Annotated in this window: 14 protein-coding genes; 1 reads left to right on the top strand and 13 read right to left on the bottom strand. The window is 69.5% G+C overall.

What is annotated here, in order from left to right; translation table 11 throughout:
- The first annotated feature begins 93 nt into the window (after positions 1-93).
- Positions 94-297, top strand: coding sequence for a cold-shock protein (locus tag IFT51_RS06865; protein WP_055797427.1), 204 nt, complete (start codon positions 94-96; stop codon positions 295-297).
- A 112-nt stretch (positions 298-409) separates the two neighbouring features.
- Here the strand turns inward: IFT51_RS06865 and IFT51_RS06860 are convergent, their stop codons facing one another.
- From IFT51_RS06860 to hisF, 13 genes are all read right to left on the bottom strand, one after another.
- Entirely contained in the window at positions 410-967 is a 558-nt protein-coding gene (locus tag IFT51_RS06860) for a hypothetical protein (protein WP_192060335.1), read from the bottom strand.
- Between the two features lie 83 nt (positions 968-1,050).
- Positions 1,051-2,499 (bottom strand): pyruvate kinase, encoded by a 1,449-nt coding sequence (gene pyk, locus IFT51_RS06855; protein ID WP_192060334.1) that lies wholly within the window; start codon positions 2,497-2,499, stop codon positions 1,051-1,053.
- A 75-nt stretch (positions 2,500-2,574) separates the two neighbouring features.
- Entirely contained in the window at positions 2,575-4,032 is a 1,458-nt protein-coding gene (locus IFT51_RS06850) for a glutamate synthase small subunit (RefSeq protein WP_192060333.1), read from the bottom strand.
- Positions 4,025-8,602 (bottom strand): glutamate synthase large subunit, encoded by a 4,578-nt coding sequence (gltB, locus tag IFT51_RS06845; RefSeq protein WP_192060332.1) that lies wholly within the window; start codon positions 8,600-8,602, stop codon positions 4,025-4,027. The genes IFT51_RS06850 and gltB overlap by 8 nt, the downstream gene beginning before the upstream one ends.
- Before the next feature lie 272 nt (positions 8,603-8,874).
- Positions 8,875-9,876, bottom strand: a complete 1,002-nt coding sequence (lgt, locus tag IFT51_RS06840; protein ID WP_371740725.1) for a prolipoprotein diacylglyceryl transferase — start codon at positions 9,874-9,876, stop codon at positions 8,875-8,877.
- Positions 9,877-9,950: 74 nt separating this feature from the next.
- Entirely contained in the window at positions 9,951-10,763 is an 813-nt protein-coding gene (trpA, locus tag IFT51_RS15080; protein WP_371740724.1) for a tryptophan synthase subunit alpha, read from the bottom strand.
- Positions 10,760-11,968: a tryptophan synthase subunit beta gene (gene trpB / locus IFT51_RS15075; protein WP_243213402.1), complete on the bottom strand. Its 1,209-nt coding sequence runs from the start codon at positions 11,966-11,968 to the stop codon at positions 10,760-10,762. The genes trpA and trpB overlap by 4 nt, the downstream gene beginning before the upstream one ends.
- A complete protein-coding gene (trpC, locus tag IFT51_RS06830) occupies positions 11,968-12,741 on the bottom strand; it encodes an indole-3-glycerol phosphate synthase TrpC (RefSeq protein WP_192060331.1) in 774 nt (257 codons plus the stop codon). Before trpC ends, trpB begins: the two co-directional genes overlap by 1 nt.
- Positions 12,742-12,996 carry a DUF6704 family protein gene (locus IFT51_RS06825; RefSeq protein WP_192060587.1) on the bottom strand — a complete coding sequence of 85 codons (255 nt, stop codon included), beginning with the start codon at positions 12,994-12,996 and terminating at the stop codon, positions 12,742-12,744.
- A 40-nt stretch (positions 12,997-13,036) separates the two neighbouring features.
- Positions 13,037-13,651, bottom strand: a complete 615-nt coding sequence (locus tag IFT51_RS06820; RefSeq protein ID WP_192060330.1) for a Trp biosynthesis-associated membrane protein — start codon at positions 13,649-13,651, stop codon at positions 13,037-13,039.
- Positions 13,651-15,180 carry an anthranilate synthase component I gene (locus tag IFT51_RS06815; protein WP_192060586.1) on the bottom strand — a complete coding sequence of 510 codons (1,530 nt, stop codon included), beginning with the start codon at positions 15,178-15,180 and terminating at the stop codon, positions 13,651-13,653. The genes IFT51_RS06820 and IFT51_RS06815 overlap by 1 nt, the downstream gene beginning before the upstream one ends.
- Complete coding sequence (hisI, locus tag IFT51_RS06810; RefSeq protein WP_192060329.1) at positions 15,167-15,559, bottom strand: phosphoribosyl-AMP cyclohydrolase; 393 nt, start codon at positions 15,557-15,559, stop codon at positions 15,167-15,169. Before hisI ends, IFT51_RS06815 begins: the two co-directional genes overlap by 14 nt.
- Positions 15,556-16,350 (bottom strand): imidazole glycerol phosphate synthase subunit HisF, encoded by a 795-nt coding sequence (gene hisF, locus IFT51_RS06805; protein ID WP_192060328.1) that lies wholly within the window; start codon positions 16,348-16,350, stop codon positions 15,556-15,558. Before hisF ends, hisI begins: the two co-directional genes overlap by 4 nt.
- Position 16,351 lies beyond the last annotated feature (1 nt).

Here is a 16,351-nt window from a genome sequence, read left to right as displayed (position 1 = left end):
GCGTCGTTCTCAGAGGGAGCGGACAAAAAGGCACCGCGACGAGCGTTCTCGAAATCGGGAATGACAACTCTGAAAATATAAGGAACAAGAAAAATGGCTACAGGTACCGTTAAGTGGTTCAACTCCGAAAAGGGCTTCGGCTTCATCACCCCCGACGACGGATCCACTGACGTCTTCGCGCACTTCTCCGCGATCGCCGGCGACGGCTACCGCAACCTGGAGGAGAACCAGAAGGTCGAATTCGACACCGCTCAGGGCAACAAGGGCCTCCAGGCCGAGAACATCCGCGTCATCTGACTCGGCGGCGTCCTCGAGGCGCCGGTGATCTCGGGTCCGCCCGATATCGACGAGAAAGCCCCGATCCACTCCGGTGGGTCGGGGCTTTCTTCTGTGTCGCCGACGTCTCGCCTCATTCGCGGCCTGGTGGGAGACCGAGGAGGCGCGCGACCGTCTCGTAGTCCCGAGCCGCTTCGAGATGCTCTGCTCCCGAGGCCGTCGCGTCCGCTCGCCGGTACCGCGACACGAGCGTCGACCAGAGAACGAGCTCGTCACCGGTCGAGTCGTCAGGAGCCGACGATGCGACGTCCTCCGGGACCTCGATGGCGTGCGAAGCCCGGGGAGCCGCCTGCCCTTCGCCGGTCGCCGCCCCGACGAGCGAATGCGTCCCCGCTGCGAGGAGGGCCCCGACGAGCGCGCCCATCGTGAAGCACAGCAGGAGCGAGAGGAGCGCGGTGACATGCCAGCCGCCCGCGGCGGCGATCACGGCGAAGGCGACCCCGCCGCCGACGGCTCCTGTCACGATCCAGTGAGCCGCGCCTCCCGGGGGCGTCGGACCGGAGAGCTCGATGGCGGATCGGGAACGCAGGGCTCGCGCCGATTCGGACACGCTGAGATCGGATCCGCTCGGGACGACGTACAGGCGTCCGTCGAAGACGAAGCACGCTGGGTGAGAGGGGCCGACCGACATGGCCACAGGGTACGCCCCGAGCACACGACGCCGCCGAGTCCGTCGAGGACCCGGCGGCGCCGGTGCGGTGCTGGTGTGTCCGGCTAGGCGAGCTCGGCGTAGGCCGGAGCCGCCTCGCCGTGCGCGTCGCCGACCCGGTGCACGCGGAGGTCGTTCGTCGACCCGGCGATTCCCGGAGGGGTGCCGGCGATGACGATCACCTTGTCGCCGACGTCGGCCAGCTTCTTGCCGAGCAGGATGTCGTCGACCTGCGCGAACATGGCGTCGGTGTGGGTGACGTTCTCGACCAGGTGCGACTGGACGCCCCAGCTGAGGGCCATCCGGCGACGGGTCGCCTCGTTCGGGGTGAAGGCGAGGATCGGGATGGAGTGGCGGAGGCGCGACATCCGACGGACGGAGTCACCGGACTCCGTGAACACGCAGAGGAACTTAGCCTGGACGAAGTCGGCGACGTCGGCGGCGGCGAGGGTGATCGCGCCACCCTGCGTGCGCGGCTTGGTACCGAGGGGCGGGATGCGCTCGAGTCCGTGCTCTTCGGTGGACTGCACGATGCGGGCCATGGTCTGGACCGTGATGACGGGGTACTCCCCCACGCTGGTCTCGCCGCTCAGCATCACGGCGTCCGTACCATCGAGGACGGCGTTGGCGACGTCGGACGTCTCGGCTCGCGTGGGGATGGGGCTCGAGATCATCGACTCGAGCATCTGCGTGGCGACGATGACGGGCTTCGCCATGCGACGGGACAGCTCGACCGCGTGCTTCTGCACGATCGGCACGGCCTCGAGGGGCAGCTCGACCCCGAGGTCGCCGCGGGCGACCATGATGCCGTCGAACGCGTCGATGATGGCCTCGAGGTTGTCGACAGCCTGGGGCTTCTCGATCTTCGCGATGACCGGGACCTTCCGGCCCTCCTCCGCCATGATCTCGTGCACGCGGTCGACGTCGTCCGCATCCCGCACGAACGACAGGGCGATGAGGTCGGCACCCAGGGTCAGCCCCCACCGCAGATCGGCTTCGTCCTTCTCGGACAGCGCGGGCACGTTCACCGCGACGCCGGGGAGGTTGATCCCCTTGTTGTTCGAGACGGTGCCGGCGACGACGACCTCGGTCGTGACGGTCGTGCCGTCGGACTCGAGCACGCGGAGCTTGACGCGACCGTCGTCGATGAGCAGAGGATCGCCGGCGCTGACGTCGGCGGGCAGGCCCTTGAACGTCGTGCCGCAGATGTCTCTCGTGCCGAGGATGTCCTCGGTCGTGATCTTGAAGACGTCGCCCACGGCGAGATCGTGCGGGCCGTCGGAGAACTTGCCGAGCCGGATCTTCGGCCCCTGGAGATCGACGAGGACCGCGACGGGACGCCCGGCGTCGTCCGCCGCCTGACGGACGTTCTTGTACACGCTCTCGTGGACGTCGTAGCTGCCGTGGCTGAGGTTCATCCGGGCCACGTCGACACCCGCGTCGATGATCGCTCGGATGTCGTCGTAGCTCGATGTCGCCGGCCCGAGGGTGGCGACGATCTTTGCGCGTCTCATGTGTTCCTAACGTCTTGGGATGGTGTCGGACGACTCAGGCCCGCCGTATTAGCTTATTCCCGCCCGGGCGGACGATCAGACCGAAATGGAGCGATCGGTGGGTGCGACCGGGAACGGCAGAGTCGTCTGACCCTCGAGATAGGCGTCCACCGACGATGCGGCCGCCCGCCCCTCGGCGATCGCCCACACGATCAGCGACTGACCCCGACCCGCGTCGCCGGTGACGAACACGCCGGCCTCGCTCGTCTCGTAGGTCTTGTCGCGGACCAGAGCGCCGCGCCCGTCGAAGGGCAGTCGCAGCTGCTGTTCGAGTTCGTTCCGCTCGGGACCCGTGAAGCCGAGCGCCAGGAGGACGAGGTCGGCGGGGATCTCCCGCTCGGTGCCGGCCTTGGGCACCCGGCGGCCGTCGAGGTACTCGGTCTCGGCCACGCGGATCGCCCGCACCTCGCCGACGTCGTTGCGGAGGAACTCCACCGTCGACGCGAGGAACATCCGCTCGCCACCCTCCTCGTGGGCGCTCGAGACCTCGAACACCGTCGGGAACATGGGCCACGGCTGGGTCTCGGGCCGCTCCTCCGGAGGCTGTTGACCGATGGCGAGGTTCGTGACCGAGAGAGCGCCCTGACGGTGCGCCGTGCCGATGCAGTCCGCGCCGGTGTCGCCGCCCCCGAGGACCACGACGTGCTTGCCCTCAGCGGAGATCTGGTCGACGACGGTGTCGCCTGCACCGACCCGGTTCTGCTGGACGAGGTACTCCATCGCGAAGTGGATGCCCGACAGATCACGGCCCGGGATCGGCAGATCGCGGGGCACCGTGGCCCCGGTGGCCACCACGACGGCGTCGTACCGCGCCCGGAGGTCGTCCCAGGCGATGTCGCGACCGATCTCGACGCCCGCTCGGAAGCGGGTGCCCTCGGCCTGCATCTGCGCGAGACGGAGCTCGATCTGCTTCTTCTCCATCTTGAAGTCCGGGATGCCGTAGCGCAGCAGGCCGCCGATGCGGTCGTCGCGCTCGTAGACGGCGACGGTGTGACCGGCGCGGGTCAGCTGCTGCGCAGCCGCGAGCCCGGCAGGGCCGGACCCCACGACGGCGACGGTCTTGCCGGTCAGACGCTCGGGCGGGTGGGGGGTGACCCAGCCGTTCTGGAACGCCTGGTCGATGATCGAGACCTCGACCTGCTTGATGGTCACGGGCGGCTGGTTGATGCCCAGCACGCACGACGATTCGCAGGGGGCGGGGCAGAGGCGACCGGTGAACTCGGGGAAGTTGTTGGTCGCGTGCAGGCGCTCGATGGCCTGTCGGCCCTCGCCGCGCCACATGAGGTCGTTCCACTCGGGGATCAGGTTGCCGAGCGGGCAGCCCTGATGGCAGAAGGGCACGCCGCAGTCCATGCAGCGGCCGGCCTGCCGGCGGAGCTCGCCCGACTCCTGCTGCTCGTAGACCTCTTTCCAGTCCATGAGCCGCACCGACACGGGACGCCGCTTCGGGAGCTCACGCTTCTGCGTCTTCAGGAATCCCTTGGGATCAGCCACCGGTCACCTCCAGGATTCGCTTCCAAGCTTCGTCGCCATCGGGGTCGAGACCCTCGTCGACGGCCGTCTGCCGGGTGGCGAGGACGGCGGCGTAGTCCCGCGGGAGGACCTTGACGAACTCCGAGACGGTCGTCTCGAGGTCGGCGAGGAGTCTCTCGGCCACGGGCGACCCGGTCTCGGCGAGGTGCCGGGAGAGCAGATCGGTCAGGATCTCGGCGTCGGCGCTGCCGAGCGGGTGGAGCTGCAGCTCGCCGGAGGCGAGCGCGTCGGAGTTGACCCGCTCCGTCCGCAGACGGTGCACGTAGGCCGTGCCTCCGGACATGCCCGCACCGAGGTTCCGGCCGGTGTCGCCGAGGATGACCGCGAGACCACCCGTCATGTACTCGAGCGCGTGGTCGCCGACGCCCTCGACGACGGCGCTGGCACCCGAGTTGCGGACCAGGAAGCGCTCGCCCACGATGCCCCGGATGAACATGCTCCCCCGGGTGGCTCCGTAGCCGATGACGTTGCCCGCGATCACGTTGGCCTCGGCCGTGAAGGTGCTCGAGCGGTCGGGACGGACGACGATGTCGCCGCCGGAGAGACCCTTCCCGACGTAGTCGTTGCTGTCGCCCTCGAGTCGGAGGGTGATGCCCGCGGGGAGGAACGCCCCCAGCGACTGACCCGCCGAGCCCGTGAGGGTGACGTCGATGCTGCCCTCGGGGAGTCCGTTCTCGCCGTACCGCACGGTGACCTCGTGACCGAGCATCGTGCCGACCGCGCGTTCGGTGTTGCGGATGGGGAGTCGGAGTTCGACCCGCCCGCCGTTCTCGAGCACGGACATGCTCTGCTCGATGAGTCCGACGTCGAAGTGCTTCTCGAGCTCGTGCTCCTGCGGGCGGTGGTTGCGTCGAGGCTCGTCGTCGGCGAACGCCGGACCGACGAGCACCGGCGCGAGGTCGAGACCGGAGGCCTTCCAGTGGTCGATGGCCCGGTCGACGTCGAGCACGTCGGTGCGGCCGATCGCCTCGTCGAGGGAGCGGAATCCCAGCTCGGCCAGGTACTCGCGCACCTCCTGGGCCAGGAACTCGAAGAAGTTGACGACGAACTCGGGCTTGCCCGAGAACCGGGCGCGGAGCTCGGGGTTCTGCGTCGCGACGCCCACCGGGCAGGTGTCGAGATGGCAGACGCGCATCATGATGCAGCCCTCGACGATCAGCGGGGCCGTCGCGAAGCCGAACTCCTCGCCGCCGAGCAGCGCCGCGATCATCACGTCGCGACCCGTCTTCATCTGGCCGTCCACCTGGACGACGACTCGGTCGCGCATGCCGTTCAGCATGAGCGTCTGCTGCGTCTCGGCGAGGCCGATCTCCCAGGGGGTGCCCGCGTGCTTCAGCGAGTTCAACGGGCTGGCACCCGTTCCGCCGTCGTGCCCCGAGACGAGGACGACGTCGGCGAGGGCCTTGGTGACCCCCGCGGCGACCGCGCCGATGCCCGACTGGCTGACGAGCTTCACATGGACCCGAGCGGTCGGATTCGCCCGCTTGACGTCGAAGATCAGCTGCTTGAGGTCTTCGATCGAGTAGATGTCGTGGTGCGGCGGCGGCGAGATGAGACCGACGCCGGGGGTCGCGTGACGAGTCCGGGCGACCCAGGGGTAGACCTTGGTCGGCGGCAGCTGGCCGCCCTCGCCGGGCTTGGCGCCCTGCGCCATCTTCAGCTGGATGTCGGTCGCATGGGTCAGGTACATGCTCGTGACGCCGAAGCGTCCGGATGCGACCTGCTTCACGGCGCTGCGGCGTTCGGGGTCGAGCAGACGCTCGACGTCTTCTCCGCCCTCACCCGTGTTGGACTTGCCGCCCAGACGGTTCATGGCGATCGCGAGAGTCTCGTGCGCCTCCTTCGAGATCGACCCGTAGCTCATCGCACCCGTGGAGAAGCGCTTGACGATGGCCTCGATCGGCTCGACCTCGTCGAGCGGGATCGACGGACGGACGCCGTGCTTGAAGGCGAACATGCCGCGGAGGGTCATGAGGTCTTCGGCCTGGTCGTCGACGAGCTTCGTGTACTCGCGGAAGATGTCGTAGCGGCGGGTGCGCGTCGCGTGCTGCAGACGGAAGACCGTGTCGGGGTTGAAGAGGTGCTTGGGCCCCTCGCGACGCCACTGGTACTCACCGCCCGTCGCCAGACGCTCGTGGGCGACGACGGAGCCGTCGGCCGGGTAGGCGCTGAGGTGACGCTCCTTGTTCTCGGCCGCGATGACGTCGATGCCGATGCCGCCCAGCATCGTCGAGGTGCCCGTGAAGTAGGTGTCGACGAACTCGCGGCTGAGGCCCACGGCCTCGAAGGCCTGCGCCGCCGCGTAGCTCGAGACGGTCGAGATGCCCATCTTCGACATGATCTTCAGCACGCCCTTGCCGAGCGCCTTGATGAGGTTGTGCACGGCGTCTTCGGGCGACAGACCCGTGATCATGCCCGACCGGACTAGGTTCTCGCTGGTCTCCATCGCGAGGTACGGGTTCACCGCCGACGCGCCGTAGCCGATCAGGGTGGCGACGTGGTGGACCTCGCGCACGTCGCCGGCCTCGACGATCAGCCCGACCTTCATCCGGTTCTCGGTGCGGATCAGGTGATGATGCACGGCGGCGATCATCAGAAGCGAGGGCACCGGCGCGAAGTCCTGGTTCGAGTCGCGGTCGGAGAGGACGATGAAGCGCGCCCCGGCCTCGATCGCGTCGTCGACCTCGTTGCACATCGCCGCGATGCGCTTCTCGAGCGCACGAGGTCCCTTGTCGGAGCGGTAGAGACCCCGGATGGTCGACGTGGCGCGCGAGCCGGGGCTCGGGTCGATGTGCTGGATCTTCGCCAGCTCGTCGTTGTCGATGACCGGGAAGTCCAGGATGACCTGGCGCGCATGCTCGGGTGTGGCCGCGAGAAGGTTGCGCTCGGGGCCGAGGCCGAGCTTCAGCGAGGTCACGACCTGCTCGCGGATCGAGTCGAGCGGCGGGTTCGTCACCTGGGCGAACTGCTGCGTGAAGTAGTCGAACAGGAGGCGCGGGCGCTCGGACAGGACGGCGATGGGCGTGTCGCTGCCCATGGCCCCGAGGGGCTCGGCGCCGGTCTTCGCCATCGGGGCGAGGAGGATGCGCACCTCTTCTTCGGTGTATCCGAAGGTCCGCTGGCGCCGCGTCACCGACGCGGGGGTGTGGACGATGTGCTCGCGGTCGGGGAGGTCGGAGAGGTGGATGCGCCCCTCGGCCAGCCAGTCGCCGTACGGAGCCTCCGCCGCGAGGTCGCGCTTGATCTCGTCGTCCTCGATGAGTCGCCCGGCCTCGGTGTCGACCAGGAACATCTTGCCGGGGCGCAGGCGCCCCTTGCGGACGACCTTGGCGGGGTCGATGTCGAGGACGCCGATCTCGCTGGCGAGCACGACGAGCCCGTCGTCGGTGACCAGGTAGCGGCCCGGACGGAGACCGTTGCGGTCGAGCGTCGCCCCGACGACGGAGCCGTCGGTGAAGGTGATGGCGGCGGGGCCGTCCCACGCCTCCATGAGCATCGAGTGGTACTCGTAGAAGTCGCGCAGCTCGGGGTCGATGTCGACCTGGTTCTCCCACGCCTCGGGGACCATCATCATGATCGCGTGAGGGAGCGACCGGCCGGTCAGGCTGAGCAGCTCGACCACTTCGTCGAACGAGGCGGAGTCGCTGGCACCCGGGCTGACGATCGGCAGGAGCGGCTTGAGGTCGCCGATCAGCTCGGACTCGAGCTGCGACTGCCTCGCGCGCATCCAGTTGCGGTTGCCGCGGACCGTGTTGATCTCGCCGTTGTGCGCGATCATGCGGAACGGCTGGGCGAGAGGCCACGACGGGAACGTGTTCGTCGAGTACCGCGAGTGGACGATGGCCAGCTTCGAGGCGAAGCGCTCGTCGCTGAGGTCGGGGTAGAACGGCTCCAGCTGGAGTGTCGTCACCATGCCCTTGTAGACCATGGTGCGACTGCCGAGGGAGGTGAAGTAGGCGGAGAGCTTGCGCTCGGCGCGCTTCCGCAGACGGAAGGCGCGGCGGTCGAGCTCGACGCCCGACAGGCGCCGACCGTCGGCGCCTCTCTGACGGCTCGCCAGGAAGAGCTGCTCGAAGGCGGGCATGGCGTTGCGCGCCAAGGTCCCGAGTTCGTCCGGGCGCACGGGCACGTCGCGCCACCCGAGCACGTCGAGGTGCTCCAGATCGGCGATGCGCTCGATGCCGGTCTTCAGCTCGGCGCGCTCCTGCTCGTCGAGGGGCAGGTAGGCGATGCCGACCGCGTACTCCCCCGCCTCGGGCAGCTCGAAGTCGACCTCGTCGCGGAAGAACGCGTCGGGGATCTGGCAGAGGATGCCGGCTCCGTCGCCGGTGCCGGCGTCCGATCCGATGGCACCGCGGTGCTCGAGATTGCGCAGGGCGCCGAGGGCCGCGTCGATGATGTCGTGCCCGGCGGTGCCCCGGAGGGTCGCGACCATGGCGAGACCGCAGGCGTCCTTCTCATTGCGGGGGTCGTAGAGACCGACCGCGGAGGGGACCGTGCTGAACTGCTGATGGGCTGGCGTGGGGGCCATGGAATCCGTCCTCACGAAGAGATCCTGTAGGAGTCGGGACGTCGTCGGCCCGTGTCACTGGACGTCGCCGCGGAAGTGCGGCTGACGTCGGTCGCCGACCGGACGGTGGATCGGTTGTCCGGTGGTGCTTCGGCTCAGCGGAGTTGCCCTGACAGCTTGTGGCGGTCGTGAGGTGGTTCTCGATGCGGGAGCGGCTCCGGCTGGAGGGAGGCCGTGACTCGGTCGAGTCGTGGGATCCCTGGCCTGGTGCGGTGGTACCGGGGCTGTGTGCCCTAGGACCGCGGTGTCGTATCGGCGGTGTCGTCCGATGCTCCGACGGCGACGAGTTCGGGGTCGTCGTCGTCCGCTTCCGTGCGTCGCGAGTCTAGCTCAGTGTCGCGATCGATCGGGGACCGCCCCGGGGCGTAGGCGCTGGGCACCCGACCGGGGTGCCGTCGCGTGGCGACGACGTAGATGACGATGCCCAGGAGGATGGCGGCGAAGCTCATCCAGACGTTGGTGCGGATGCCGAAGAAGAGCAGGCTGGGGTCGGTGCGGATCGACTCGAACCAGGCCCGGCCGATGCCGTACCAGACGAGGTAGAACGACAGCGCCTTGCCCCATTCGAGAGTGGTCTTGCGCTCGATCAGCAGCAGGATCGCGACACCCGCGAGCATCCACACGATCTCGTAGAGGAACGTCGGGTGGAACAGCGTGCCCTCGGGGAGCCCGGTGGGGTACGCCGGGTTGCTCGACTGGATCTCGAGACCCCAGGGCAGGTCGGTCGGCATGCCGAAGAGCTCGTTGTTGAACCAGTTGCCCAGTCGACCGCAGGCCTGAGCCACGAGAAGCCCGGGGGCCAGGGCGTCGGCGAAGGTCCAGAAGCGCAGACCCGAGTACCGGCAGCCCAGCCAGACGCCGAGGGCGCCGAACAGGAGGGCGCCGTAGATCGCGAGACCGCCCTCCCAGATGAAGAACACGTGGACGAACTGGTCGGGCGACGAGAAGTAGTCGCCCGGGTGCGTGATGACGTGGAAGAAGCGACCGCCGATGATGCCGAGCGGAACGGCGAACAGCATGACGTCGATCACGACGCCGCTCTCGGCCCCGCGGCGCTTCAGACGCTGGTTCGTGATGATGCCGGCGATGACGATGCCGGCCAGGATGCAGAGGGCGTAGGCGTGGATGCGCAGCGAACCCGGCACCGAGGCACCGAAGGTCTCGTTGATCCAGGCCGTCACGTCGAAGTACTGCCATTCGGCGGACGGACTCGGGATGCTCAGGGGAACGAACACGGGCGGAAACGCCTTTCACGGGGAACACGGGGTGTCGGCGGGCCGACGCGGGAAGACTCTAGCGCGAGCAGGAGTCAGCGTGAGACGGTGGCGCCCGACGACAGATCGGCTGCGACCTCGGCCAGGGAGTCGAGGCCGCCTTCGGCGAGGGCGCGCACGAAGGCCGAGCCGATGATCGCCCCGTCGGCGTAGGCGAGGACCTCACGCACCTGGGTGGCGGTCGAGATGCCCAGACCGACGCACGCGTACTCGACACCTGCCTCACGAAGGCGGTCGACGAGGGTGTGCGCCGCGGAATCGACGTCGGTGCGGGTGCCGGTGATGCCCATCGTCGACACGGTGTAGACGAATCCGCGGCTGGCCTCCACCGACTGGCGGAGTCGAGCCTCGCTGGAGGACGGCGCGGCGAGGAAGACCCGATCGAGGTCGGCGGCCTCGGCGGCGGCGATCCACGCGGAGCCCTCGTCGGGGATGAGGTCGGGGGTGATGAGACCGGCACCGCCCGCAGCGGCGAGGTCGTCGGCGAAGCGCTGGACGCCGTACTGCTCGACCGGGTTCCAGTACGTCATGACGACGACCGGGGTGTCGACACGGGAGGTGATCTCGCGGACGGCCGTGAAGACGTCGCGGACTCGGAAGCCCTCGGCGAGTGCCTTCTGCGTGGCGGCCTGGATGACCGGTCCGTCCATGACGGGATCGGAGTACGGCATGCCCAGCTCGATGACGTCGATGCCGTTCTCGGCGAGCGTCACGGCGGCCTCGATGCTCGTCGCCAGATCGGGGAACCCCACGGGGAGGTATCCGATCACGGCGCCGGACCCGGCTTCGCGACGAGCTCGGATGGCCGCCGCCACCTTGCTGCCCGTGGGGGCGTCGGCGCCGCTCACAGCTGCTGCGCCTGCTCGTCGAGGACGCCGAAGTAGCGGCTGGCAGTCGCCACGTCTTTGTCGCCTCGCCCGCTCATCGAGACCAGGATCGTCCAGTCGGGGTGACGCTGACCGAGCTTGATCGTGCCGGCGAGGGCGTGCGCCGTCTCGATCGCGGGCAGGATGCCCTCGGTCTGAGTGAGGAGCTTGAACGCGGCCATCGCCTCGGCGTCGGTCACGGGCTCGTAGTGGGCCCGTCCGCTCTCGGCGAGCCAGGCGTGCTCGGGCCCGACGCTCGGGTAGTCGAGGCCGGCCGAGATCGAGTGGCTCTCGAGCGTCTGCCCGTCTTCGTCTTGCATGAGGTACGACTTGGTGCCCTGCAGGTTGCCGATCCGACCCAGGGTGATCGACGCAGCGTGACGACCGGTCTCCACGCCGTCTCCCCCGGCCTCGTAGCCCCAGAGCTCGACCGAGGGGTCGTCGAGGAACGCGTGGAAGATGCCCATGGCGTTCGACCCGCCGCCGACGCACGCCGTGACGGCGTCCGGGAGCGACCCGGTGAGCGCCAGGACCTGCTCGCGAGCCTCTTCGCCGATGATCTTGTGGAAGTCGCGCACCATCGCCGGGAAGGGGTGCGGACCGGCGACCGTGCCGAGGACGTAGTGCGTGGTGTCGACGCTGGCGACCCAGTCGCGCATCGCGTCGTTGATGGCGTCCTTCAGCGTGCGCGACCCGGTCGTGACCGAGACGACCTCGGCCCCGAGGAGGCGCATGCGGGCCACGTTGAGGGCCTGACGTTCGGTGTCGACCTGGCCCATGTACACGACGCAGGACATGCCGAACAGGGCGGCCGCGGTGGCGGTCGCCACACCGTGCTGCCCGGCGCCCGTCTCGGCGATCAGCCGGGTCTTGCCCAGCTTGCGGGCGAGCAGCGCCTGTCCGAGCACGTTGTTGATCTTGTGCGAACCCGTGTGGTTCAGGTCTTCGCGCTTCAGGATGACGCGCGCCCCGCCGGCGTGCTCGGCGAAGCGCGGGACCTCGGTGATGATCGAGGGTCGACCCGTGTACGTCGCGTGCAGGGCACGGAGCTCCGCCTGGAACTCGGGATCGACCGCCGCGGCCTTGTAGGCCGAGTCGAGTTCGTCGAGTGCGGCCACCAGGGATTCGGGGACGAAGCGCCCCCCGAAGGAGCCGAAGTAGGGCCCCGTCTCGTCGCGCAGTGCCATCAGACCTCCAGGAAGCGGGTGAGTGCGTCGACCGGGTCGCCGTGCGTGACGAGGGCCTCGCCCACGAGCACGACATCGGCGCCGGCGCGACGGTAGTGGGCGACGTCGTCGGGTGACGCGACGGCGGATTCGGCGACGCGGACGACACCGGACGGGATGCCGTCGGCGAGTCGACCGAACAGATCGCGGTCGAGTTCGAACGTCGAGAGGTCGCGGGCGTTCACGCCGAGCAGCTCGGCGCCGGCGTCGAGACCGCGTCGGACCTCGTCGGCCGAGTGGGTCTCGATCAGCGCGGTCATACCGAGCGACCGCACGAGCTCGTGCAGCTCGACGAGTCTGGGCTGCGAGAGGCCGGCGACGATGAGGAGGACCAGATCGGCGCCTGCGGCACGCGCCTCGAAGACCTGGTACGGGTCGGCGATGAAGTCCTTGCGGAGCACGGGGACGTCGACGACCTGTCGGACGGCCTCGAGATCGGCGAGGGTGCCCTTGAATCGGCGACCCTCGGTGAGGACGCTGATCGCGCTGGCCCCACCCGTCGCGTACGAGACGGCGAGGGAGGCGGGATCGGCGATGTCGGACAGATCGCCGCGGGACGGGCTGGCCCGCTTCACCTCGGCGATGATCTTGACGCGTTCGTCGGGTCGGAGCGCGGCCAGGGCGTCGAGTGCCGCAGGACGTTCGAGGGCGGCCGCCTCGACCGACGCGAACGGCACCAGCTCACGCCGGGCCTCGGCATCGGCCAGGGAGCCGGCGTAGAGGTCTTCCAGCACTTAGTTGTGCGCCTTCGGGACATAGCGGTGACCGCCGACGCCGTACCCGACGCGCTTGAGCACGAGCCCGACGACGAGCCCGACGATCACGAGCCCGGCGGAGGCCCAGACGATCCACGGGATGGCGAGGAAGAAGGCGACGGTGCCGATGGAGAAAGCGACCAGCATGATGATCACAGCCGTCCACGCGGCGGGCGAGTTGCCGTGACCGAGGTCTTCGGCGGCCTCGTGGCGGTCGTCGGGCTTCGTCTGAATGCTCACGGTGCTCCTTGGATCAAGATGGGACGCGACGAGTCTACCGGCTGCGGGCCGTCTCGTCGGGACTCTCGGTGGGGTCGTCCCCGCTCGAGAGGGTGTCCCAGGCGGCGGCCGGGTCGGTCGCGGGATCGGCGGCCACGAGCCGGGTCGCCGAGTACTTCCGGGTGGCCTGGGGCCACATCCCCGAGAGGACGACGACGGCGACGCCGAGCAGCGCCGAGACGATGCCGGTCACCAGCGCCACCCACGGCCAGGGCGTGGCCGAGACGGAGTCGACGAGCGACACGAGCGACTCGGCCCCCTCGACGCCGGTCGCCGTGGTGATGGGGGTTCCGGAGGCGCCGATCGGGTCGGCCAGGGATGTTCCGGCCCCGAGGGCGACGCAGACGCCGAGCAGGGTCTGCAGCACGCCGAGCACGATGCGGAAGACGCGACCCGCGATGGTCAGCGCGGCGAACAGGGCGAGGCTCGCGAGCGAGAGCGCCGACAGGGCGCCGCCGGCGACGTCTCCGCTGGCCGTCACGCGGTCGGAGCCGCCCTGGGGCAGGCTGATCGCGAGCTCGAACCACGGCTGCGTCCAGGCGAGGAGCACCACGGCAGCCAGAAGGATCCCGAGCAGGATGGTGGTGAGCTTGATGCGGCGGGCGCTCATCAGACGAGCCTCGTCATGGCGTTGGCCACGGCCACGGCACGCAAGGGGGCCGCGGCCTTGTTGCGCGCCTCCTCGTTCTCCGCGACGGGATCGCTGTCGGCGACGAGACCGGCGCCGGCCTGGACCCGCGCCGTGCCGCCCTGCAGGAGCACGGTGCGGATGGCGATCGCGACGTCGGCCGAACCGGCGAAGTCGAAGTAGCCCACGACCCCGCCGTAGACCCCCCGCTGCGCCGGTTCGAGCTCGTCGATGATCTCGAGGGCGCGGGGCTTGGGCGCGCCCGACAGGGTGCCTGCGGGGAACGTGGCCCGGAAGGCGTCGATGGCGTTGCGCCCCGGAGCGAGATCCCCCTCGACGCTCGACACGAGGTGCATGATGTGGCTGAAGCGCTCGACCTGCATGAACTCGGTCACCTCGACGGAACCCGGGGTGCAGACCTTGAGCAGGTCGTTGCGGGCGAGATCGACGAGCATCAGGTGCTCGGCTCGCTCCTTCTGGTCGGAGGCCAGCTGGTCGGCGAGCAGCTGATCCTCCTCGGGGTTGCCGCCACGCGGCTTCGAACCGGCGATGGGGTGCGTGTAGGCGCGCCGTCCGTCGACCTTGACCAGGGCCTCGGGCGACGATCCGACGATCGAGTAGGGCCGACCGTCGACGTCGTCGAGGCTCACGAGGTACATGTACGGGCTCGGGTTGAGAGTGCGGAGGACGCGGTACACGTCGAGCGGATCGGCCGTGAGCTCGTGGTCGAACCGCTGCGACACGACCACCTGGAAGACGTCGCCGTCGCGGATGTACTGCTTCGACCGCTCGATGGCCGCCCCGTACTCGGCGTCGCTCGTGCGTCGGACCGGGTCGGGGGCGATCGTGAGATCGACGTCGGAGAGGAACGCCTCGCTGGGCTCGGCCAGACGACTCTGCAGACCGTCGAGGCGCGACTGCGCGTCGGCCCACAGGGCGTCGGAGGTGTCGGTCTCGTCGTTCAGCACCGTGGCGATCAGCATGACGGCGCCGGTGCGGTGATCGAGCGCCACCAGCTCGCTCACGAAGCTGAGGGCCTGGGACGGGACCTCGAACTCGGCGGGCGGCGCGTCGGGCAGCGACTCGAGCTCGCGGACGGCCTCCCAGCCGATGAAGCCGACGAGCCCACCGGTCAGGGGCGGCAGCTCGCGGAGGCGCGGCGTCTGCCAGCGTTCGAAGAGCGCGGAGAGCACCTCGAGGGGTCGCCCGGTCGCATCGCCCAGCGCACGCTCGCGGCTCATGCCGTAGTCGATCCATTCGACGTCGTCTCCGCGGGTGGTGAGCACTCCGAAGGAGGACACACCGACGAACGACCAGCGCGACCAGATGCCGCCCTGCTCGGCGGACTCCAGCAGGAACGTGCCGGGTCGCCCCGCCGCGAGCTTCCGGTAGACGCCCACCGGCGTCTCGCCGTCGCCGAAGAGGTCGCGGACGACCGGGACGACGCGGTGGCCGGACAGGGCCGCGTCGAAGTCGGCCCGGGAGGTGGTGCCCCGGTCAGACACGAGGATCTCCGTCGATCGACGTGGCCGTGACCGGCGACAACGGGCCGACCTCGAAGCAGGAGTGCGCGCCGGTGTGACAGGCAGCCCCGATCTGCTCGACGGTGACGAGCAGGACGTCGTCGTCGCAGTCGAGCGCCGCCGAGCGGACGAACTGCGCGTGACCCGAGGTGTCGCCCTTCCGCCAGTACTCCTGACGGGACCGCGACCAGAAGGTGACCCGGCCCTCGGTCAGCGTGCGGATCAACGCCTCGGCGTCCATCCAGCCCATCATGAGGACGTCTCGGGAGGACTCCTCCTGGATGATGGCGGGCAGCAGCCCGGCCGAGTCGAAGCGCGCACGAGCGACGATGGGCGCGGCGGACTCGCGGGTGAGGGGGGCGGTCATGAGTGCTCCTGCGATCGACGGACCAGGATGCCGGACGCCGCCAGCTCGCGCTTGACGTCGTCGACGGTCAGCTGACCGGTGTGGAAGACGGAGGCGGCGAGCACCGCGTCGGCGCCCGCCTGGATGGCGGGGGCGAAGTGCTCGACCGCACCCGCGCCTCCTGAAGCGACGACGGGGACACGGCTGACGGCGCGCATCGATGCGACCAGCTCGAGGTCGAAGCCCTCACGGGTGCCGTCGGCGTCGATCGAGTTGACGAGGAGCTCGCCGGCACCGCGCTCGACCGCCTCTCGTGCCCAGACCAGCGCGTCGAGATCGGTCTCGGTGCGGCCGCCGTGGGTCGTCACCACGAAGCCGGACGGGGTTCGCGGGGAGCGCTTCACGTCGAGCGAGAGCACCACGGCCTGGGCGCCGAAGCGGTCGGCGATCTCGCCGACGAGGGACGGTCGGCCGATCGCCGCGCTGTTGATGCCGATCTTGTCGGCACCCGCGGCCTGCAGACGCGAGACGTCGTCGGTCGAGCGGACCCCGCCCCCGACCGTGAGCGGGATGAAGACCTGCTCGGCCGTGGCGCGGACCACGTCGTACATGGTCGCGCGCTCGTCGACCGTCGCGGTGACGTCGAGGAAGGTGATCTCGTCGGCACCCTGCTCGTAGTAGGTGCGCGCGAGCTCGACGGGGTCGCCCGCGTCTCGGAGGTCGAGGAAGTTGACGCCCTTGACGACGCGACCGGCCGCCACGTCGAGGCACGGGATGACCCGGACGGCCAGCGTCGGGTCGGCGGCGGTCATC

The sequence above is a fragment of the Frigoribacterium sp. CFBP 13712 genome, from assembly GCF_014842255.1.
Lineage (GTDB): Bacteria > Actinomycetota > Actinomycetes > Actinomycetales > Microbacteriaceae > Frigoribacterium.
Note: the sequence above shows the minus strand (reverse complement) of the source record. Positions and strands in the feature narration are given on the sequence as shown.